This is a genomic window from Pseudomonas sp. GW822-FHT01E03, from assembly GCF_058802985.1.
Map to the genome: position 1 here is coordinate 1 of NZ_JBXAOQ010000012.1, position 21,957 is coordinate 21,957.

General features: G+C 59.7%; 17 protein-coding genes. 8 read left to right on the top strand and 9 right to left on the bottom strand.

The annotated features are described in order from the left end of the window. The first annotated feature begins 245 nt into the window (after positions 1 to 245). On the top strand, positions 246 to 500 hold the full coding sequence (locus AC1RP7_RS22545; protein WP_057716452.1) for a hypothetical protein: 255 nt from the start codon (positions 246 to 248) through the stop codon (positions 498 to 500). Positions 501 to 695: 195 nt separating this feature from the next. On the opposite strand, the gene AC1RP7_RS22550 is transcribed toward AC1RP7_RS22545, so the two are convergent. The 9 genes from AC1RP7_RS22550 to AC1RP7_RS22590 form a co-directional block, all read right to left on the bottom strand. Further along, the gene (locus AC1RP7_RS22550) at positions 696 to 1,676 is read right to left on the bottom strand and encodes a peptide ABC transporter ATP-binding protein (RefSeq protein WP_057716451.1); all 981 of its coding nucleotides are present in this window, start codon (positions 1,674 to 1,676) and stop codon (positions 696 to 698) included. Continuing rightward, positions 1,676 to 2,644, bottom strand: a complete 969-nt coding sequence (locus AC1RP7_RS22555) for an ABC transporter ATP-binding protein (RefSeq protein ID WP_057716450.1) — start codon at positions 2,642 to 2,644, stop codon at positions 1,676 to 1,678. Before AC1RP7_RS22555 ends, AC1RP7_RS22550 begins: the two co-directional genes overlap by 1 nt. Positions 2,645 to 2,654: 10 nt before the next feature. Further along, the gene (locus AC1RP7_RS22560) at positions 2,655 to 3,566 is read right to left on the bottom strand and encodes an ABC transporter permease subunit (RefSeq protein WP_057716449.1); all 912 of its coding nucleotides are present in this window, start codon (positions 3,564 to 3,566) and stop codon (positions 2,655 to 2,657) included. Between the two features lie 10 nt (positions 3,567 to 3,576). Further along, entirely contained in the window at positions 3,577 to 4,587 is a 1,011-nt protein-coding gene (locus tag AC1RP7_RS22565; protein ID WP_008051717.1) for an ABC transporter permease subunit, read from the bottom strand. A gap of 72 nt (positions 4,588 to 4,659) precedes the next feature. Continuing rightward, entirely contained in the window at positions 4,660 to 6,255 is a 1,596-nt protein-coding gene (locus AC1RP7_RS22570) for an ABC transporter substrate-binding protein (protein ID WP_407514389.1), read from the bottom strand. Between the two features lie 78 nt (positions 6,256 to 6,333). Continuing rightward, positions 6,334 to 7,767, bottom strand: coding sequence for an OprD family porin (locus AC1RP7_RS22575; RefSeq protein WP_057716447.1), 1,434 nt, complete (start codon positions 7,765 to 7,767; stop codon positions 6,334 to 6,336). Between the two features lie 174 nt (positions 7,768 to 7,941). Then, positions 7,942 to 9,543, bottom strand: coding sequence for an ABC transporter substrate-binding protein (locus tag AC1RP7_RS22580; protein ID WP_493182908.1), 1,602 nt, complete (start codon positions 9,541 to 9,543; stop codon positions 7,942 to 7,944). A 303-nt stretch (positions 9,544 to 9,846) separates the two neighbouring features. Continuing rightward, positions 9,847 to 11,472 (bottom strand): ABC transporter substrate-binding protein, encoded by a 1,626-nt coding sequence (locus AC1RP7_RS22585; RefSeq protein ID WP_218494908.1) that lies wholly within the window; start codon positions 11,470 to 11,472, stop codon positions 9,847 to 9,849. Between the two features lie 446 nt (positions 11,473 to 11,918). Continuing rightward, positions 11,919 to 12,635 (bottom strand): SIMPL domain-containing protein, encoded by a 717-nt coding sequence (locus tag AC1RP7_RS22590; RefSeq protein WP_057716444.1) that lies wholly within the window; start codon positions 12,633 to 12,635, stop codon positions 11,919 to 11,921. A gap of 372 nt (positions 12,636 to 13,007) precedes the next feature. Between AC1RP7_RS22590 and AC1RP7_RS22595 the strand changes: the two genes are divergently transcribed. The 7 genes from AC1RP7_RS22595 to AC1RP7_RS22625 all read left to right on the top strand — a co-directional run bounded on the left by AC1RP7_RS22595 (position 13,008) and on the right by AC1RP7_RS22625 (position 21,948). Beyond that, on the top strand, positions 13,008 to 14,270 hold the full coding sequence (locus tag AC1RP7_RS22595; protein ID WP_057716443.1) for an ATP-binding protein: 1,263 nt from the start codon (positions 13,008 to 13,010) through the stop codon (positions 14,268 to 14,270). Next, the gene (locus AC1RP7_RS22600) at positions 14,263 to 14,823 is read left to right on the top strand and encodes a response regulator transcription factor (protein WP_007973041.1); all 561 of its coding nucleotides are present in this window, start codon (positions 14,263 to 14,265) and stop codon (positions 14,821 to 14,823) included. Before AC1RP7_RS22595 ends, AC1RP7_RS22600 begins: the two co-directional genes overlap by 8 nt. A gap of 97 nt (positions 14,824 to 14,920) precedes the next feature. Further along, on the top strand, positions 14,921 to 16,648 hold the full coding sequence (locus tag AC1RP7_RS22605) for an ABC transporter ATP-binding protein/permease (RefSeq protein WP_057716442.1): 1,728 nt from the start codon (positions 14,921 to 14,923) through the stop codon (positions 16,646 to 16,648). A 177-nt stretch (positions 16,649 to 16,825) separates the two neighbouring features. Continuing rightward, on the top strand, positions 16,826 to 17,575 hold the full coding sequence (locus AC1RP7_RS22610; RefSeq protein ID WP_178081865.1) for a FadR/GntR family transcriptional regulator: 750 nt from the start codon (positions 16,826 to 16,828) through the stop codon (positions 17,573 to 17,575). A gap of 404 nt (positions 17,576 to 17,979) precedes the next feature. Next, positions 17,980 to 18,891, top strand: a complete 912-nt coding sequence (gene kdgD, locus AC1RP7_RS22615) for a 5-dehydro-4-deoxyglucarate dehydratase (protein WP_007976489.1) — start codon at positions 17,980 to 17,982, stop codon at positions 18,889 to 18,891. Between the two features lie 61 nt (positions 18,892 to 18,952). Then, the gene (locus tag AC1RP7_RS22620) at positions 18,953 to 20,398 is read left to right on the top strand and encodes an aldehyde dehydrogenase family protein (protein ID WP_150812819.1); all 1,446 of its coding nucleotides are present in this window, start codon (positions 18,953 to 18,955) and stop codon (positions 20,396 to 20,398) included. Between the two features lie 188 nt (positions 20,399 to 20,586). Beyond that, positions 20,587 to 21,948, top strand: coding sequence for an MFS transporter (locus AC1RP7_RS22625; protein ID WP_057716439.1), 1,362 nt, complete (start codon positions 20,587 to 20,589; stop codon positions 21,946 to 21,948). Positions 21,949 to 21,957: the final 9 nt, after the last annotated feature.

Genomic DNA, 21,957 nt, shown 5'->3' on the forward strand with positions numbered 1-21,957 from the left:
CTATGGAGCAAAAAGCGGCATAAACACCGTAATCGGTGTCTGGGATTACTTGACCAGTTCAGGCTCGCTCCTACAGGGGGGGGCTTCGTTGTTAGTTGAGTTGTGAATAACCCCTATTCCAAACCAGTCTCCAAACCTGCTGCATTTTCCCCCGCCAGATAGCGTCCAATCTGGAGAACCCGGCTGATCGGAACTAGATTTGACTCAGCACCAGACAGGCACTCAACGAAAGGAAGGAATCGGCTATGAACAGGTTGTTTCGCGTTTTACTGCTGTTGAAGGTGATGGTGATGCTCTCGCTCGGAGCTTCGACGGCGTGGGCCGAGTGTATCGATCACGGGGAGCAGGCTTCGAGCGGGCAGGCGGGTTATGCGGGGTTGATGATCGCCAAGTCTGAATCGGAACCGGGAGATCAGGGGCAGGGCGGTGCGGACAACGACGATGACTCGACCACCGACGAACCGGACTCCGATGAGGAAGAGGGCGACAGCCAGACGTAGTCGCTCTATTGCAGGCAAAAGAAAACCCCTTCTACCTGAGTGATGCGCATTCGAGGCAGAAGGGGTTTGGTTAACGCGTAATTACTTGAGCTACTCAATCCCTGTGGGAGCGGGCTTGCTCGCGAAAGCGATCTGTCAGTCGACATTGAGGTTGACTGGAATGACGCCTTCGCGAGCAAGCCCGCTCCCACATTTTTATGCCGCGCCGTCGAGGAATTGCTCGGCGTAGTGGCAAGCCACCTGGCGGCCGGCGATCAGGCGCAGGGCCGGCTCTTCAGTGCTGCAACGCTCGGTGGCGTACGGGCAGCGCTTGTGGAAGGCGCAGCCGGACGGCGGGTTCAGCGGGTTGGGCAATTCGCCGACGATCTTGATTTTCGGCTTGTCCGGATCCGGGTGGATGGCCGGCGTCGCCGACAACAGCGCCTGGGTGTAAGGGTGCAGAGGTCGGGAGTAAATGTCCTCTTTCGTGCCCATTTCCACCGGACGACCGAGGTACATCACCATCACATGGTCGGCAACGTGGCGTACCACTGCCAGGTTGTGGGAGATGAACACATAGGCGGTGTTGAACTCTTGCTGCAAATCCATGAACAGGTTGAGCACCTGTGCCTGAATCGACACGTCCAGTGCCGAGGTCGGTTCGTCCGCCACCAGCACTTTCGGTTGCAGCATCATCGCGCGGGCCAGGGCGATCCGCTGGCGCTGACCACCGGAGAACATGTGCGGATAACGCTGATAGTGCTCGGGACGCAAGCCCACCTGCTTCATCATCGCCTGGACTTTCTCGCGACGTTCCGCGGCGCTCAGGTTGGTGTTGATCAATAATGGCTCTGCAAGCTGATCACCGACTTTCTGCCGAGGGTTCAACGAGGCGTACGGGCTCTGGAACACCATCTGTACGTCTTTGCGCAGTTGCTTGCGCTGGGCCTTGTCGGCACCGGCGACTTCCTGCCCGGCAATTTTCAAGGAGCCGGAGGACGGCTCTTCGATCAGGGTCAGGGCACGGGCCAGGGTGGATTTGCCGCAACCCGACTCGCCTACGACAGCGAGGGTCTTGCCGGCTTCCAGTTCGAACGACACGCCGTTGAGGGCGCGCACGGTGGCGTGACCCTTGAACAGGCCTCGGGACACCTCGTAGTGACGGGTAAGGTCGCGGGCGGTAAGAACGACGGCCATTACGCCACCTCCTGGTTCAGCGGGTAGAAGCAGCGAGCGAGGCTGTTGCTTTTCTGGTCAAGGGCCGGACGTTGTTGACGGCAGTTGTCTTTCACGTACGGGCAGCGTGGCGACAGCAGGCAACCTTGCGGGCGGTCGTAGCGACCGGGAACGATGCCCGGCAGGGTCGACAGGCGCGAGGCACCCAGGCTGTGTTCCGGAATTGCCTTGAGCAACGCTTCGCTGTACGGGTGTGCCGGAATGTCGAACAGTTGCGGCACCTGGCCGACTTCGACCGCCTGGCCGGCGTACATCACGCACACGCGCTGGGCTGTTTCGGCCACGACGGCGAGGTCGTGGGTGATCAGCACCAGGCCCATGTTCTGCTCTTTCTGCAACGCCAGCAGCAGGTCCATGATTTGCGCCTGGATGGTTACGTCCAGCGCCGTGGTCGGTTCGTCGGCGATCAGCAGTTTCGGTTCGCCGGCAATCGCCATGGCAATCGCGACACGCTGGCTCATGCCCCCGGACAGTTGATGCGGGTAGGCGTCCATACGGCTGGCGGCACCCGGGATTTCAACTTTTTCCAGCAGTTCGATGGCGCGCTTGCGCGCAGCCTTGCCGGACATTTTCAGGTGCAGGCGCAGCACTTCTTCAATCTGGAAACCGACGGTGTAGCTCGGGTTCAGGGCAGTCATCGGATCCTGGAAGACCATGGACAGGTCTTTACCCACGATCTGGCGACGCTGGCGATTGTTGAGCTTGAGCATGTTCTTGCCGTCGAAATTCAGGGCGTCAGCGGTGACGATCCCCGGATGCTCGATCAGGCCCATCAGCGCCATCATGGTCACGGACTTGCCGGAACCGGACTCGCCAACGATGGCCAGCACTTCGCCCTTGTCCACTTGCAGGTCGAGACCATCGACGACTGGCGTGGCGTTTTTGTCGCCGAAGCGAACGTTGAGATTCTTGATTTCTAGCAGTGACATGGGAATCTCCTCAGGCGGCGTTCTTGAGTTTCGGGTCCAGCGCATCGCGCAGGCCGTCGCCCATCAGGTTGATTGCCAGCACGCTGAGCAAAATGGTCAGACCAGGCAGGCTCACTACCCACCAGGCGCGTTCGATGTAGTCGCGGGCCGAAGCCAGCATGGTGCCCCACTCAGGGGTTGGCGGTTGTACGCCAAGGCCGAGGAAGCCCAGTGCGGCGGCATCGAGGATCGCCGAGGAGAAGCTCAGGGTGGCCTGAACGATCAGCGGCGCCATGCAATTAGGCAGCACGGTGACGAACATCAGGCGCGGCAGACCGGCACCGGCCAGGCGCGCGGCGGTTACGTAGTCGCGGTTCAGTTCGCCCATCACCGCAGCGCGGGTCAGACGAACGTAGGACGGCAGGGACACCACGGCGATGGCGATCACGGTATTGATCAGGCCAGGGCCGAGGATGGCGACGATCGCCACGGCCAGCAGCAGGGACGGCAGGGCCAGCATGATGTCCATCAGACGCATGATGCTCGGGCCAAGTATGCGCGGGAAGAACCCGGCGAACAGACCCAGCAGGATCCCAGGGATCAGCGACATCACCACCGACGACAAACCGATCAGCAACGACAGGCGCGAGCCCTGGATCAGGCGCGACAGCAGGTCGCGACCCAGTTCATCGGTGCCGAGCAGGAACTGCATCTGTCCACCTTCCAACCAGGCCGGCGGGGTCAGCAGGAAATCACGGTATTGCTCGCTCGGGTCGTGAGGGGCAACCCACGGGGCGAAGATGGCGCAGAAAATCACCAGCAGCATGAACATCAGGCCGGCGACGGCACCTTTGTTCTTGGAAAACGCTTGCCAGAATTCTTTGTACGGAGACGGGTACAGCAGGCTTTGATCGACTGCTACCGATGGAATTGGAGTGGTCATGGTCATGATCTCAGCGCTGATGACGGATGCGTGGGTTGGCAAAGCCGTAGAGGATGTCCACTACGAAGTTGACCACAATCACCAGGCAGGCGATTAACAGGATGCCGTTTTGCACAACGGGATAATCCCGGGCGCCAATGGCTTCGATCAGCCATTTGCCGATGCCGGGCCACGAGAAGATGGTTTCGGTCAGGACCGCACCGGCCAACAGGGTGCCGACTTGCAGGCCGACCACGGTGAGCACCGGGATCAGCGCGTTGCGCAGGCCGTGTACGAACACCACGCGTGCCGGCGACAGGCCTTTGGCCTTGGCGGTGCGGATGTAGTCTTCACGCAGCACTTCGAGCATCGACGAACGGGTCATCCGCGCGATCACGGCCAGCGGAATGGTGCCGAGCACAATGGCCGGCAGGATCAGGTGGTGCAGGGCGTCGAAGAAGGCGTCCGGCTCGTCGGCCAGCAGCGTATCGATCAGCATGAAGCCGGTGCGTGGCTCGATGTCATACAGCAGGTCGATCCGCCCGGATACCGGGGTCCAGCCCAGACTTACCGAGAAGAACATGATCAGGATCAGGCCCCACCAGAAGATCGGCATCGAGTATCCCGCCAGGGAGACACCCATCACTCCATGGTCGAACAGGGATCCTCGCTTGAGTGCCGCGATCACCCCGGCCAGAAGGCCCAGGATGCCGGCGAACAACAGGGCGGCCATGGACAGTTCCAGGGTCGCGGGGAACAGGGAGGTGAATTCGCTCCACACGCTTTCACGGGTACGCAGGGATTCCCCGAGATCGCCGTGGGCCAGCTTGCCGATGTAATCCAGGTACTGGGCATACAGGGGTTTGTTCAGACCTAGGCGTTCCATTGCCTGAGCGTGCATTTCGGGATCGACCCTACGTTCTCCCATCATGACTTCTACGGGGTCGCCCGGGATCATGCGAATCAACGCGAAAGTCAGCAAGGTGATGCCGAAGAACGTGGGGATCAGTAACCCCAGTCGGCGGGCAATAAAACTAAACATCGTGTGTTGTACCTCATCAGCCGGTTAGGCGTGCCCGGCATGCCTGGGTCAGGAATGCCGGGAGTTTTCTTATTACTTCACCTGGGTGGTGGCGAAGTTATTCGTGGTGAGGGGGCTAATGTGATAGCCCTCTACGTTGTTGCGCATTGCGGTAAACATTCTAGTGTGCGCCATGCTGATCCACGGCTGGTCCTGGTTGAAAATAACCTGGGCCTGTTCGTAGAGCGCTGCGCGTTCGGCCGGATCGGTTTTTTCCCGGGCCTGGTCGAGCAGCGCCTGGAACTTGTCATTGCACCAGCGTGCGTAGTTTTCTCCGTTCTTGGCCGCTTCACAACTGAGCATAGGCGTCAGGAAGTTATCCGGGTCGCCGTTATCACCCGCCCATCCGGCGGAAACCATGTCGTGCTCGCCGTTTTTGGCGCGTTTGAGCATTTCGCCCCATTCCATCACGCGGATGTCGATCTTGATCCCGACCTTGGCCAGGTCGGCTTGCATCATCTGCGCGCCGAGCATCGGGTTCGGGTTGGTCGGACCGCCACCGTTGCGGGTGAACAGGGTGAAGGTGGTGCCTTCCGGTACGCCGGCTTCCTTGAGCAGGGCGCGAGCCTTGTCCAGATCACGGGCCGGGTTTTTCAGGCTGTGGTTGTAGCCCAGCAGGGTGTCCGGGTACGGGTTGACCGCGGCGGTCGCATTGCCCTTGCCGAACAACGCATTGACGTATGCCTCTTTGTCGAAGGCGATGTCGATGGCTTTGCGCACCCGCACATCACTCATGTATTTGTGCGTGGTGTTCATGGCGATGTAGGAAACGGTCATCGCGTTCAGTTCATCGACTTTCAGCTTGTCGTCTTTCTTGATGCTCGGAATGTCATCCGGCTTTGGATAGAGCGCGACCTGGCACTCGTTGGCCTTGAGCTTCTGCAGGCGCACGTTGTTGTCGGTGGCGATGGCCAGGATCAACGCATCGGCTGGCGGTTTGCCACGGAAGTAGTCCGGGTTGGCCTTGAAGCGGACCTGGGCGTCCTTGTTATAGCGCTGGAAGACGAACGGGCCAGTGCCGATCGGCTTGTTGTTCAGGTCGCCGGTCTTGTTCGCTTTGAGCAACAGGTCGGCGTACTCGGCGGAGTAGATCGAGGAGAACGCCATGGCGATGTCGGCCAGAAACGGTGCTTCGCGACGGGTCAGGGTGAACTTGACCGTGTTGTCGTCGACTTTCTCGACGCTCTTGAGCAGTTCCTTGAAGCCCATGCTTTCAAAGTACGGGAAGCCCACGCTCGACAGCTTGTGCCACGGATGATTCGGGTCCAGCTGACGCTGGAAGCTCCAGACCACGTCGTCGGCATTCATGTCGCGGGTCGGCTTGAAGTATTCGGTGGTGTGGAACTTGACGCCTTTACGCAGATGGAACGTGTAGCTCAGGCCGTCTTCGCTGATGTCCCAGGAGTCGGCCAGTGCCGGAATCACGTCGGTGGTGCCGGGCTTGAAGTCTGCCAGGCGATTGAAGATGGTTTCGGCCACGGCATCGGCGGTGACTGCAGTCGTGTACTGGACCATGTCGAAGCCTTCGGGGCTGGCTTCCGTGCAAACCACCAGGGGCTTGGCCGAAACACCGACAGCGACACTGAGCAACGCGGCCGCGATGGCCGCACGTAGGGGAAGCATTTTCATCAAGAACCCTCTGCAATCAGTTAAAGGACAAAAGCCGAACGGCCGATTCGTCACTGAATCAGCCGTTCGGCACGGGCATTACAGGATGTTGAACGGAACCGTGGTCACGAGGCGGAACTCGTTGATGCTGCCGTCAGCCTGGTTTTCGCTGGCACGGTGAGCGGTGTAGGTGCCGCGAATCGTGGTGGCCTTGAGCGGGCCGCTCTGCACGGCGTAGGTCGCGCCGATGCCGTATTCATAATGGTGTTCGCCATCCTGGGACTGGATGCCGTCGTAACCCTTGCCTGCCACGCCGCCGTTGCCGGTGTAGTGAGTGCCGTCGATACCCCAGCCGCGAGCCTGGTAGATGTTGAACTTCAGGCCCGGCACGCCGTATTCGGCCATGTTCAGACCGTAGGCAACCTGGAACGATTTTTCGTTCGGGCCGTTGAAGTCCGACAACAGGGAGTTGGCCAGGTAGATGCCGTTGGTTTCGTGCAGGTAGTCGAAGTACTCGTTACCGTTCACTTCCTGGTACGAGAAGGTCAGGGTGTGGGCCTGGTGGGTCAGGCCGAACGACAGCGAGTAGGTGTCGTTGTCGATGTCGCCGATCAGGGCTTTACCGGTTTCCTTGGTTTTGTAGTAGTTCAGGCCGGTGGTCAGGCTCAGTACCTGGCTGTCGCCCAGTACGTGAGAGGCGCCGAAGTAGTACTGGTTCCAGATATCTTCAGCCTGGGTCGCCCAGAGACTGGTGGTCAGGCTGGCGAACGGGTTGTAGGTGATACCGCCGGTGTAGACGTGGTCGGTTTCGACGATGCCGTTTGCGTATTCGGTGCGGAATTTGCGCTGGCTTTCTTCGGTACGCGGTGAGTTGCGGTCGAAGGTGGCCAGGTCGAAGGCCAGGTTGTTCAGCTCTTCGCTGTGGAGGGCCACGCCCTGGAAGCTCGAAGGCAGTGCACGGTTACCGATCACGTCGACCATCGGGCTGCTGAAGTTCATGCGGCCGGCGGTCAGGGTGCTGTTGGAGACACGAGCCTTGACGTTGGCCAGGCCCAGTTTGCTCCACTGGCCTTGAGCGTCGCCGCCCTCTTTGGTCAGGGTACGGTTGTTGCCCGCGCCTGGACGAGTGCCCGGTGCGCCGCCGTTGTTGGACGCCAGGTCTTTGCGGTCCTGGTCCAGTGCGATGGCGTTGTACGCCGCCACCTCAGTGCTGAAGCCAACGGTGCCTTCGGTGAAGCCCGAGTTGTACTTGAGGATGGTGCCCTGGACCCAGTTGATCCGGCGATCGGTCGGGGTCGAAACGCCGTCTTTCTTGTAGGCGAACTTTGCGCCGCGTTGCAGTTGTTCGTTGGCGTACCAGTTGCGCGTGGTGCCGGTGATCGACTGGCCTTCGATAAAGCCGGTGGCTTCGCTTTGGGCGCTTTTCTCGTTCACGGTAACCGGGGTGAAAGCCTGGCTTTGGGTTTCTGCGTAAGCCGTGGCGGTTACGCTGCTGATGGCCATGGCCAATAACGCGGTGCTGCTCAGTTTCATGGGTAAAGCTCCTTACTTTCTTTTTTTTATGCCGGTCTTTTTTTGTGATCCGGCTATTGGTTTAGAACTCATTCACGGCATCGCAAACGTTTGCTGTCAGCCAAATTGGCAAAAGACGGCAAAGCGTCTGCGTGAGGGCGGAAAATCCGCCCTCCGGCATTTCTGGCTAATCGGTTATTTTTCTATGCTGACACCCGAGAAAACATTGCGACCGAACGGGCTCACCTTGAACCCTTCGATTTTGGCGCTCAGCGGCTGGTTGACCGTCGAGTGGGCGACTGGCGTCATCGGCACTTGCTGCTTGAGCAATTGCTGCGCCTGTTTGTAGAGCAGGGTGCGCTGGTCGCGGTCGGTGACGACCTTGGCCTGTTTGATCAGCTTGTCGTAAGCCGGATCACACCACATCGAGTAGTTGTTGCCGCCAATGGCGTCACAGCTGTAGAGCGTGCCCAGCCAGTTGTCCGGGTCACCGTTGTCGCCGGTCCAGCCGATCAGGCTGATGTCGTGTTCGCCATTCTTGGTGCGCTTGATGTACTCGCCCCACTCATAACTGACGATCTTGACCTTGAGGCCGATCTTCGCCCAGTCAGCCTGGAGCATCTCGGCCATCAACTTGGCGTTGGGGTTGTACGGACGCTGGACCGGCATGGCCCAGAGGGTGATTTCGGTGCCTTCCTTGACGCCGGCAGCTTTGAGCAATTCCTTGGCTTTTTCCGGGTTGTAGGCGGCGTCCTTGATAGTCTCGTCGTAGGACCATTGGGTCGGCGGCATGGCGTTGACCGCCAGTTGCCCCGCGCCCTGGTAGACGGCATTGAGAATGCCTTGCTTGTTCACCGCCATGTCCAGCGCCTGGCGTACTTCAAGCTGGTCGAATGGTTTGTGGCGCACGTTGTAGGCGATGTAACCGAGGTTGAAACCGGGCTTCTCGATCAGTTGCAGGGCCGTGTCGTTCTTCAGTGCGGGCACATCGGCAGGGCGCGGGTGCAGGGTGATCTGGCACTCGCCGGCCTTGAGTTTCTGCACGCGCACCGAGGCGTCGGTGTTGATGGCGAAAATCAGGTTATCGAGCTTGACCCGGTCAGGGGCCCAGTAATGCTTGTTGCCGGTGTAACGGATGTTCGAGTCTTTCTGGTAGCTCTTGAACACGAACGGCCCGGTGCCGATCGGCTTCTGGTTGATGTCGCTCGGCTTGCCTTCGGCCAGCAGCTTGTCGGCGTATTCGGCCGAAAGGATGGCGGCGAAGCTCATGGCGATGTTCTGGATGAACGCGGCGTCCACGCTATTGAGCGTAAAGACCACGGTCAGTGGCCCGGTCTTTTCGACCTTGGTGATGTTCTTGTTCAGGCTCATGCCGTTGAAGTACGGAAACTCTGTCGGATAAGCCTTACGGAAAGGTTGCTGCGGGTCGAGCATGCGATTGAAGGTGAACAGCACGTCATCGGCATTGAAGTCTCGGGTCGGCGTGAAGTATTTGGTGGTATGAAACTTCACCCCTTCGCGCAGGTGAAACGTGTATTTGAGGCCGTCCTCGGAAATATCCCAGCTCGTGGCCAGGCCCGGTACGACGTTGGTCGCGCCTTTTTCGAACTCAGCCAACCGGTTGTACAGCGGCTCGGCGGCGTCGTTGTCGGTCGCAGTGGTGTACTGCGCCGTGTCGAAACCGGCGGGGCTGCCTTCGGAGCAGAACACCAGGCTGTTGTTGGCGGCCTGGCTGATGGAAGTGGCGGCCAACAGGCCGGTGCCCAGCAATGCGGATAAAACCAAGGTATGGCGCATAACGCTCCCTTCTCTCTCAAAGTGTTTTCAATGAGTCGCCGTCCCGTCCGCGGACGTAGAGGCATCACTGATTTCAAGCCATGCGCGCAGCATTAACCGATGACCCACGCGTGCACTGGTCAGATCCCGACGGTATGAGCCACGGGTCCGGCAGTAAATGCGTAGAGTCCTAAAGACTCGTAGGAAATGGCAACGCGTCCTCGCCCGATGCTGTAGTCAGCTGCGGACTAGGATGTAGGCGAATTCCTGCTTTCTCGGAAGATAAAGCAACGGCGACGTCAGGAACGTCGCCGTTGCAAAACCTTATTTGCTGACGCTGACGCCGTAGAAGGAGTTCAAGCCAAATGGGCTGATCTTGAAGTCCTGCACGTTGGCGCGCATGGGTTGGAACACCGTCGAGTGAGCGATAGGTGTCATAGGCACAGCATCCTTGAGGACGTGTTGCGCCTGTTTGTACAGTTCGGTGCGTTTGCTTTGGTCCGAAGTGCGCTTGGCTTGCTTGACGATGTCGTCAAACTTCTTGTCGCACCATTTGGAGAAGTTGTTGCCTTCCAGCGAGTCGCAGCCGAACAGCACGTTCAGCCAGTTGTCCGGGTCACCGTTGTCGCCGCTCCAGCCAATCAGCATCGCGCCGTTCTCGCCGCCCTTGGAGCGCTTGATGTACTCGCCCCACTCGTAGCTCTGGATCTTGACCTTGAGGCCGATCTTGGCCCAGTCGGACTGCAGCATTTCTGCCATCAGCTTGGCGTTCGGGTTGTACGGACGCTGAACCGGCATCGCCCACAGGACGATTTCGGTACCTTCCTTGACGCCGGCTTCCTTGAGCAGCTCCTTGGCTTTCTCGGGATCGTACTTGGCGTCCTTGATGGTGGTGTCGTAGGACCACTGGGTCGGCGGCATGGCGTTGACCGCCAGTTGGCCGGCGCCCTGGTACACGGAGTCGATGATCTGCTGCTTGTTGACGGCCATGTCCATTGCCTGGCGCACTTTCAACTGCGACATCGGGTTTGGCTTGTCGTCGCCCTTGATCTTGTCCATCACGTTGTAGGCGATGTAGCCCAGGTTGAACCCCGCCTGCTCAGGCATCTTCAAGGACTTGTCTTCCTTGAGCGCCTTCAGGTCGGCCGGACGAGGGAACAGGGTGACCTGGCACTCGTTCTTCTTCAGCTTCTGGATGCGTACCGACGGGTCGGTGGTGATGGCGAAGATCAGGTTGTCGATCTTCACGTCGTCAGGCTTCCAGTAGTCCTTGTTCCCTGTGTAGCGGATGTTGGAGTCTTTCTGGTAGCTCTTGAACACGAACGGGCCGGTGCCGACCGGCTTCTGGTTGATGTCGGCGGCCTTGCCTTCCTTGAGCAGCTGGGCAGCGTACTCGGCGGACTGGATCGAGGCGAAGCTCATGGCCATGTTCTGGATGAACGCGGCATCAACGTCCTTGAGGGTGAACTTGACCGTGTGGTCGTCGACTTTATCGATCTTGGTGATGTTGGTATCCATCCCCATGTCGGTGAAGTACGGGAATTCGGTCGGGTACGCTTTGCGGAACGGATCATCCTTGTTAATCATGCGATTAAAGGTGAACAGCACGTCGTCGGCGTTGAACTCACGAGTCGGTTTGAAATACGGGGTAGTGTGGAACTTGACGCCTTCACGCAGGTGAAAGGTGTAGGTCAGGCCGTCATCGGAAACGTCCCACTTGGTCGCCAGCCCAGGAACCACGGCGGTGCCGCCACGTTCGAACTGGGTGAGGCGGTTGAACATGGTTTCTGCAGAGGCGTCGAAGTCGGTTCCGGTGGTGTATTGACCTGGATCGAAACCGGCCGGGCTCCCTTCGGAGCAGAACACCAGGTTAGTCGCTGCTTGGGCGAACGGTGCGCTGGCTAACAAGCTTGCGCCAACTAAGAACGGAATGACCGCGTGTTTAAGCATGGTGGCCTCATGATTTGTTGTCATTTTTGGAATTAGAGGACGACCTCGTGAGTCGTGCCTGCGGATACTTATGCAGGGGCCATACCCAATGCAAGATCCAGAGTGACTACAAGCCTTAAACGGTGGCACGAACGTACCTTAATGTCGCATTTGTATAATTCCTGACGCATTTGACCGTTTGCGCGGCGTTTTTATGGTGCAAATGACGCACTTTTACAGTGCGCTCTTGACTCGGGTTGCTCCCGCGTGGGGCGGGGGTGTTACTTATTCATACCCCGAATTGTGGGGTGGGCATGGCGTGAATAAGAGTGGTTATTGTTGTACCGATAGTGGCCAATCGACGGCTTTTCTCGGGGGACCTATCCAGTTATAGCTCATGCCTGAAAACTGCCAAAAAAAACGGCGATCATTTTCATGATCGCCGTTTTTGTTTACGGGCTACCGATTCAAGGCATCAGCACTTCAATCGAGCCATCGGCGGTCATGCTGACCTGGCTGGTGCCGGCCTCGACATCCGGCGTCACCGGTGCGCTGTCCATGGCGGCGGCTTTCATCATCATCGGCGCGCGCATGTAAGGCTGTGGATAACCGTTGCTGTTGAGGTTCAGGTTGACGATTTTGTAGCTCTTGCCGCCAAGGGCGTCGGTGGCCAGTTGGGCGCGGGCCTTGAAGGCGGTCACGGCGTCCTTGAGTAGGGCATCTTCGCTGGCCTTGCGGGTCGGGGTGGCGATGGCGAAGTCCATGCCGCCCATTTTCAGGTCGGTGAGCAGTTCGCCGGTCAGCTTCGACAGCGCAGCGAAGTCCGGGCTTTCCAGGCGCAATTCGGCGCGCTCGCGCCAGCCGGTGATTTTCTGGCCCTTGGTGTCATAGATCGGGTAGCTGTTGCGGCTGCCCTGGCGCAGAGTGATGTCCTTGACTTGCTTGGCCTTGGCCAGCGCCTTGTTCATGGTGGTGCTGACATCGGCGGCGAGTTTGGCCGGGTCGGTGTTCTGTTCTTCGGTGTAGAGGGTCACGATCATCAGGTCGCGGGCCACTTCCTGACTGACTTCGGCGCGCAGGGAAATCTGGTTGTAATGAAGCTCGTCGGCGGCCAGGGCCGGGAGGCTGGCGACGGTGCCAACGCTCAGGGCGAGGACGGCGGCGCTGCGGCGGAATGTGTGCATGAAGGCTCCTTGAAAGGTGCGCAGGGGCATGGTCCGGACCTGCGTGAAACCATCAGACTCTAGCTTTTAAGTTTCGGTTCGCACAGTTACAACTTCTATACAGATGGAACTCAGGTGGCCCTGTGGCGAGGGGGCTTGCCCCCGTTGGACTGCGCAGCAGTCCCAAAACCTGCACCGCGTAATGACAGTTAGACCGCATCGACCTATTTGCGACTGCTTCGCAGCCTAACGGGGGCAAGCCTCCTCGCCACAGTTGTCATCGCCCGCGAAATTATGGGTAGCACTGTGGCCGTTTGCCGCACTTTTGCCTGTCAGCCCCCGCGCTTGGTTATACTCCCTGCGATCCGCCTGGAGCGCTCATCAGGAGAGCTCATGCTCGCCCCCGTTCAAATCACTTCCGCCACTCGCCAGAACCTCTGGCGGCTGACGTTCATCCGCACGTTGGTGCTGGCCGCCCAGGCCGGTTCCGTTGGTCTGGCCTACTGGCTCGAATTGCTGCCACTGCCCTGGTTTCAATTGGCGGCGACGCTCGCATGTTCAATGCTGCTGTGCGTGTTCACGGCCATTCGTCTGCGTACCTCGTGGCCGGTGACCGAGCTCGAATACGCCGTGCAACTGGCCTGCGATCTGTTTATCCACAGCGCATTGCTGTATTTCTCCGGTGGTTCGACCAACCCCTTCGTCTCCTATTACCTGGTGCCGCTGACCATTGCCGCCGTGACCTTGCCGTGGCGTTACTCGGTGATCCTGTCGGGTATAGCGCTGACGATGTACACGCTGTTGCTGGCGCAGTTCTACCCGCTGCAAACCTTCCCGATCGCCCGGGAGAACCTGCAGGTGTACGGAATGTGGCTGAGCTTCGCCCTGGCTGCAGCGGTGATCACGTTTTTCGCCGCGCGCATGGCCGAAGAGCTGCGTCGTCAGGAAGAGTTGCGCGCCATTCGCCGCGAAGAAGGCCTGCGCGATCAGCAACTGCTGGCCGTCGCCACCCAGGCCGCCGGTGCGGCCCATGAACTGGGCACGCCGTTGGCGACCATGAGTGTGCTACTCAAGGAAATGCGCCAGGATCATCATGATCCGATGTTGCAGGACGACCTGAGCGTGCTGCAGGATCAGGTCAAGCTGTGTAAAGAGACCTTGCAGCATCTGGTACGCGCCGCCGAGGCCAATCGCCGGTTGGCGGTGGAGATGCAGGACGTCACCGATTGGCTTGATGAAGCCCTCAATCGCTGGCACCTGATGCGCCCGGAAGCCAGTTATCGCTTCCAGCGCCTCGGCCAGGGCCCGGTCCCCCGGATGGCGCCGCCGCCGGACCTGACCCAGGCTTTGCTGAATCTGTTGAACAACGCTGCCGATGCCTGCCCCGAAGGGCTGCAAGTGACGCTGGACTGGGATTGGGAAAACCTCACCATCAGCATTCGTGACCATGGCGCCGGTGTGCCGCTGGCCATCGCCGAGCAAATCGGCAAGCCGTTTTTTACCACCAAGGGCAAAGGCTTCGGCCTGGGCCTGTTTTTGAGCAAGGCCAGCGTGACACGCGCCGGCGGCTCAGTGAAACTCTACAGTCATGAGGAAGGTGGCACGCTCACCGAGCTGCGCCTGCCCCGTGTCGCCCGAGGAGACGAACATGAGTGAAGAGATCCAAGTCGAAGGCGAAGAACTGCCGCATTTGTTGCTGGTCGATGACGACGCCACATTCACCCGCGTCATGGCCCGTGCCATGGCTCGCCGCGGTTTTCGCGTCAGCACTGCCGGTTCCGCCGAGGAAGGCCTGGAGCTGGCCAAGGCCGATCTGCCGGATTACGCCGCCCTTGACCTGAAGATGGACGGCGATTCCGGCTTGGTGCTGCTGCCCAAGTTGCTGGAAATGGACCCGGAAATGCGCGTGGTGATCCTCACCGGTTACTCGAGCATCGCCACTGCCGTCGAGGCGATCAAGCGCGGTGCCTGCAACTACCTGTGCAAGCCGGCGGACGCCGACGACGTGCTGGCGGCGCTGCTGTCCGAGCACGCCGACCTCGACAGCCTGGTGCCGGAAAACCCGATGTCCGTGGACCGCCTGCAGTGGGAGCACATCCAGCGCGTGCTGACCGAACACGAAGGCAACATCTCCGCCACCGCCCGTGCCCTGGGCATGCACCGCCGCACCCTGCAGCGCAAACTGCAGAAGCGTCCCGTTCGCCGCTGAACCTGCGCTGAACGAATGCGGGCCGTATCTCGCGAAAAACCGGACCGATCATCTATGATCGGTTCGTGTGTGTACTTTTTTCTATCGAGCCTTATCCATGAATCAGAACGCTGAGTATTCCGCGGTCAACGACGCTGTGCGCGGGCAGTTTTTTCGCAAAGTGTGGGCGATGATCACGCCTTACTGGCGCAGTGAAGAAAAGGTCAAAGCCTGGACTCTGCTGATCGCCGTGATTGCGCTGTCGCTGATCAGCGTAGGGATCTCGGTGTGGTTCAATACCTGGTACAAGGATTTCTACAACGCGCTGCAACAAAAGGACGAGGAGGCATTCTGGCGGCTGATCCTGTATTTCTGCGGGATTGCTGCGGTGGCGATCGTCGGCGCGGTGTATCGGCTGTACCTGACGCAGATGCTGACGATCCGCTGGCGGGCATGGCTCACCGAAAAGCATTTCACCCGCTGGCTGGGTGACAAAAACTACTACCAGCTGGAGCAGGGCGGTTACACCGATAACCCGGACCAGCGGATTTCCGAAGACCTCAACAACTTCACCTCCAACACCCTTGAGCTGGGTATCGGGCTGCTGCGCAATATCGTCAGCCTGGTGTCGTTCTCGATCATCCTGTGGGGTGTGTCAGGCAGTATTGAAGTATTCGGCATCACCATTCCCGGCTACATGTTCTGGTGCGTGCTGGTTTACGCGGTGGTCGGCAGCTGGTTGACGCATTTGATCGGTCGTCGCCTGATCGGCCTGAACAACCAGCAACAACGCTTCGAAGCTGACCTGCGTTTCTCCATGGTGCGAATTCGCGAGAACGCCGAAAGCATCGCGTTGTACAACGGAGAGCCGAACGAAAACCGCCGGTTGAGCAGCCGCTTCGGGATGGTCTGGCATAACTTCTGGGACATCATGAAGGTGTCCAAGCGCCTGACGTTCTTCACCGCTGGTTACAGCCAGGCCGCGATCATCTTCCCCTTCATGGTTGCCGCCCCGCGTTACCTTTCCGGCAAGATCGAACTGGGCGAACTGATGCAAATCAGCTCGGCGTTCGGCAATGTGCAGGAGAGCTTCAGCTGGTTTATCAGTGCCTACCAGAGCCTCGCTTCCTGGCGCGCCACCTGCGATCGTCTGTTGAGCTTCCACCAGGCCATGCGTGACAACGAAGAACGTGCGCCGGCCATCGACGTCCAGAATTCGGGCTCGGTGCTGAAGGTGCACAACCTCGGCCTCGACCTGGCTGAAGGTCGTCACCTGCTGACCAACGCCGACATGACCGTGAAGGAGGGCGAGCGTGTGATGCTCAGCGGTCGTTCCGGCAGCGGCAAGTCGACCCTGCTGCGGGCGATGGGGCATCTGTGGCCGACCGGCCACGGCAGTATTCGCCTGCCATCGGCGCGCTACCTGTTCCTGCCGCAAAAACCGTATTTACCGATTGGCACCCTGCGTGATGTCCTCAGTTATCCACAGCCCGGCGATACCTATCCGAACGAGCGCTACGCGCAGGTGCTGGAAACCTGCCGCTTGCCGCACCTGATTGCCCGTCTCGACGAAGCCAACCACTGGCAGCGCATGTTGTCGCCGGGTGAGCAGCAGCGCCTGGCCTTCGCCCGTGCGCTGCTTTATGCACCGCAATGGCTGTACATGGATGAAGCCACCTCGGCGATGGACGAAGAAGACGAGGCCACGCTTTATCAGGCGCTGATCGACGAGTTGCCGGGGCTGAGCATCGTCAGCGTCGGCCATCGCAGCAGCCTGAAGCGCTTCCACCCTCGGCACATTCGTATCGAGAATGGCCATCTGGTGGACCAGGCTGTGACTGCATAACACCACAATCCCTTGTAGGAGCGAGCTTGCTCGCGATGGTGGCAAACGATAACGCGTGCTTCCTGTAAACACGCGGCGCTTGCCAGTCCATCGCGAGCAGGGGTGGTGGTGATCGTACAACCGCGTTGCGCTATGATGCGCTTTCAGCCGCCGATTTTTTCGAGACAGATGTTCACCATGGAAAACCCGAACGACGTACCACGCCTCCCACGCAAGCGCCGCAGCCTCGCTCAGGAACTGGTGACGGTGCTGTCGGAGCAGATCCGCGACGGCCATCTCAAGCGTGGCGACAAGTTGCCCACCGAGTCGGCCATCATGGATGCCCATGGTGTCAGCCGCACGGTGGTGCGCGAGGCGATTTCCCGTTTGCAGGCGGCAGGGCAAGTGGAAACCCGCCACGGTATCGGCACCTTCGTGCTCGACACGCCGAGCCCGAGCGGTTTCCGTATCGACCCGGCGACTGTGGTAACCCTGCGAGATGTGCTGGCGATCCTGGAACTGCGCATCAGTCTGGAAGTGGAGTCTGCCGGGCTGGCGGCGCAACGTCGCAGTCCGGAACAACTGGCCAACATGCGCGCCGCCCTCGATGCGTTGAATGAAAGTGCCGCTCACGCCAGTGACGCCGTGGCTTCGGACTTCGCCTTCCACCTCGAAATCGCGCTGTCCACCGGCAACCGCTACTTCACCGACATCATGACCCACCTGGGCACCAGCATCATTCCGCGCACACGGCTGAACTCCGCGCGCCTGGCTCATGACGACCAGCAGCACTACATGAGTCGCCTGAGCCGTGAGCACGAAGAAATCTACGACGCCATTGCCCGTCAGGATTCCGATGCGGCGCGGGCCGCCATGCGTTTGCACCTGACCAACAGCCGTGAGCGGTTGCGTCATGCCCATGAAGAGGCTGAGGCGCAGCGCGGATAAGAAATCTGACTCCGGTAATCCCTCGCCTGATCTGCCGCCATCGCGAGCAAGCTCGCTCCCACAGTGTCTTGTGTCGATCGTAGAATCGAGATCACACACAGCCCCTGTGGGAGCGAGCTTGCTCGCGATTGGGCCGTAAGCCACACCAGAAAAAGCCTCGTTCCTACTGACTTCTCTTCTGACAACGTATCTCTGATACGCCTACGGTCGCGACTTTTTTCCTCCGCGCTCTTAGGTCGGAGAGCCTCTGATTTGCTGGTTTCCTGATCCGGTTGTCCAACAATTTTCACCCGCAGCGATGAAATGCAGTTGACGGTTGTATTTTAAGTTGTACGATGACCTACAACTTCAGCGCAGGCTGAACGGTTTTCTCACACAACGTCGCAATCCAGGGTGTTCGAATAATGAATCCACAAGAACTGAAGTCCATCCTCTCTTCCGGTCTGCTGTCTTTCCCGGTTACCGATTTCAATGCACAGGGCGACTTCAACCGCGCGGGTTACATCAAGCGTCTGGAGTGGCTGGCCCCATACGGCGCCTCGGCTCTGTTCGCCGCAGGCGGCACCGGTGAGTTCTTCTCTCTGGCGGCCAGCGAATATTCGGAAATCATTAAGACTGCGGTCGACACTTGCGCCACCAGCGTGCCAATCCTGGCCGGGGTCGGCGGTTCGACCCGCCAGGCTATCGAATACGCACAGGAAGCCGAGCGTCTGGGCGCCAAAGGTCTGCTGCTGCTGCCGCACTACCTGACCGAAGCCAGCCAGGACGGCGTTGCCGCCCACGTTGAAGCCGTGTGCAAGTCGGTAAACATCGGCGTGGTGGTCTACAACCGTAACGTCTGCCGCCTGACCGCGCCGCTGCTGGAACGTCTGGCCGAGCGCTGCCCGAACCTGATCGGCTACAAGGATGGCCTGGGTGATATCGAGTTGATGGTGTCGATCCGTCGCCGCCTCGGTGATCGCTTCAGCTACCTGGGTGGCTTGCCGACCGCCGAAGTCTACGCCGCGGCCTACAAGGCACTGGGCGTGCCGGTCTACTCCTCGGCGGTGTTCAACTTCATTCCGAAAACCGCGATGGACTTCTACCACGCGATCGCTCGAGAAGATCACGCCACCGTCGGCAAGATCATCGACGACTTCTTCCTGCCGTACCTGGACATCCGTAACCGCAAAGCCGGTTATGCCGTAAGCATCGTCAAGGCCGGGGCAAAAATTGCCGGCTACGACGCAGGTCCTGTGCGTGCACCGCTGACCGATCTGACCGGCGAAGAGTACGAAATGCTCGCCGCGCTGATCGACAAGCAGGGTGCGCAGTAATACATCCGTTCAAGTAAGGCCGCTGAGCAATCAGCGGCCTTTTGCGTGAGGAGATCTCAAAGTGGCAGATGCAAAGCGTTTCGATAACTACATCAACGGCGAATGGGTTGCCGGTGGCGATTATTCGACCAACATCAACCCGTCCGAACTGACCGACGCCATCGGCGACTACGCCAAGGCTGATCTGGCTCAGGTCCACGCTGCCATCGACGCCGCCCGTGCCGCGTTCCCGGCCTGGTCCACGTCCGGCATTCAGGCGCGTCACGATTCCCTGGATAAAGTCGGCACTGAGATCCTCGCCCGTCGCGAAGAACTCGGCACCCTGCTGGCCCGGGAAGAGGGCAAGACCCTGCCTGAAGCCATCGGCGAAGTGACCCGCGCCGGCAATATCTTCAAGTTCTTCGCCGGCGAGTGCCTGCGCCTGTCCGGCGACTACCTGCCGTCGGTGCGTCCGGGCGTCAACGTTGAAGTCACTCGCGAAGCTTTGGGCGTGGTTGGTCTGATCACCCCGTGGAACTTCCCGATCGCCATCCCGGCATGGAAAATCGCCCCGGCCCTGGCCTACGGCAACTGCGTCGTGCTGAAACCCGCAGACCTGGTTCCAGGTTGCGCCTGGGCCCTGGCCGAAATCATCTCCCGCGCAGGCTTCCCGGCCGGTGTATTCAACCTGGTGATGGGCAGCGGTCGCGTGGTGGGCGATGCACTGGTTCACAGTCCGAAAGTCGACGGCATCAGCTTCACAGGTTCCGTGGGCGTGGGTCGTCAGATCGCTGTCAGCTGTGTATCGCGCCAGGCCAAAGTCCAGTTGGAAATGGGCGGCAAGAACCCGCAGATCATTCTCGACGACGCCGACCTCAAACAAGCGGTCGAGTTGTCAGTGCAGAGCGCGTTCTACTCCACCGGCCAGCGTTGCACGGCTTCCAGCCGCTTTATCGTCACCGCCGGGATTCACGACCAGTTCGTCGAAGCCATGGCCGAGCGCATGAAGTCGATCAAGGTCGGCCATGCATTGAAGGCGGGTACCGATATCGGTCCGGTGGTCTCGCAAGCGCAACTCGAGCAGGACATGAAGTACATCGACATCGGCCAGTCCGAAGGTGCGCGTCTGGTCAGCGGCGGTGGTCTGGTGACGTGCGACACCGAGGGCTACTTCCTCGCGCCAACCCTGTTTGCCGACAGCGAAGCTTCGATGCGCATCAGCCAGGAAGAGATCTTCGGCCCAGTGGCCAACATCGTCCGCGTCGCCGATTACGAAGCCGCGCTGGCCATGGCCAACGACACCGAGTTCGGGCTGTCGGCGGGCATTGCCACCACCTCGCTGAAGTACGCCAATCACTTCAAACGGCACTCCCAGGCCGGGATGGTGATGGTCAACCTGCCGACCGCCGGTGTGGATTACCACGTTCCGTTCGGTGGGCGTAAAGGTTCATCCTATGGATCACGTGAGCAAGGTCGCTATGCGCAAGAGTTCTACACGGTCGTGAAGACCAGCTACATCGGTTCGTAACAAGAAACACCGCGGTATTGGCAACGATACCGCACCCCCTGTAGGAGCGAGCTCTGCTCGCGATGGTCTCGAGATCGCGAAGTTCAGCCTGATGCCCAGCGTCATCGTTGACGACCATCGCGAGCAAGCTCGCTCCTGCAAAGCACCGTTATTACCCGCATAAAAATAATCAGTGGGAGTACATCTACATGCAATCGACCCAGAAGCCGACTCACGTCCGCTATTTGATCCTGCTCATGCTGTTTCTGGTGACCACAATCAACTACGCCGACCGGGCTACCATCGCAATCGCTGGCTCCAGCCTGCAAAAAGACCTCGGCATCGACGCCGTGACCCTCGGCTACATCTTCTCCGCATTCGGTTGGGCCTATGTGGCCGGGCAAATCCCCGGCGGCTGGCTACTGGACCGTTTTGGCTCGAAAAAAATCTACGCATTGAGCATCTTCACCTGGTCGCTGTTCACCGTGCTGCAAGGCTTCGTCGGTGAATTCGGCATGTCCACGGCGGTGGTTGCGCTGTTCATGCTGCGCTTCCTGGTGGGCCTGGCTGAAGCGCCGTCTTTCCCTGGTAACGCCCGAATCGTTGCGGCGTGGTTCCCGACTGCTGAACGCGGTACGGCCTCGGCGATCTTCAACTCGGCGCAATACTTCGCCACCGTGCTGTTCGCTCCGCTGATGGGCTGGATCGTCTACTCCTTCGGCTGGGAGCACGTGTTCATCGTCATGGGTATCCTGGGCATCATCTTCTCGCTGGTCTGGCTGAAAGTGATCTACAGCCCGCGCGAACACCCACGGATCAACGATGCTGAGTTCAAGCACATCTCCGAAAACGGCGGCATGGTCGACATGGACCAGAAGGGCAAGAAGTCCGACGGTCCGAAGTGGGATTACATCCGCCAATTACTGACCAACCGCATGATGCTCGGCGTGTACCTGGGCCAGTACTGCATCAACGGCATCACTTACTTCTTCCTGACCTGGTTCCCGGTGTACCTGGTGCAGGAGCGCGGCATGACCATCCTCAAGGCCGGTTTCATCGCGTCCTTGCCGGCAATCTGCGGCTTCATCGGTGGTGTGCTCGGCGGGGTGATTTCCGATTACCTGTTGCGCAAGGGCCATTCCCTGACCTTCGCCCGCAAGGCGCCGATCATTGCTGGCCTGCTGGTTTCCAGCAGCATCGTGGCGTGCAACTACGTGGACGTAGAATGGATGGTCGTCGGCTTCATGGCCCTGGCGTTCTTCGGCAAAGGCGTCGGCGCACTGGGCTGGGCCGTGGTGTCCGACACTTCGCCGAAGCAGATCGCCGGTCTGAGCGGTGGCCTGTTCAACACCTTCGGTAACATTGCTTCGATCACCACTCCAATCGTGATCGGTTACATCATCAGCTCCACCGGTTCATTCAAGTGGGCGTTGGTGTTTGTCGGTTGCAACGCACTGGTTGCGGTGTTCAGCTACCTGGTGATCGTGGGCCCGATCAAGCGCGTGGTGCTCAAAGAGCCACCAGCGAACGGTACTGAAGCCCCAGGCAAATTGTCTCAAGCGCATTCCTGAGGAGCGGCG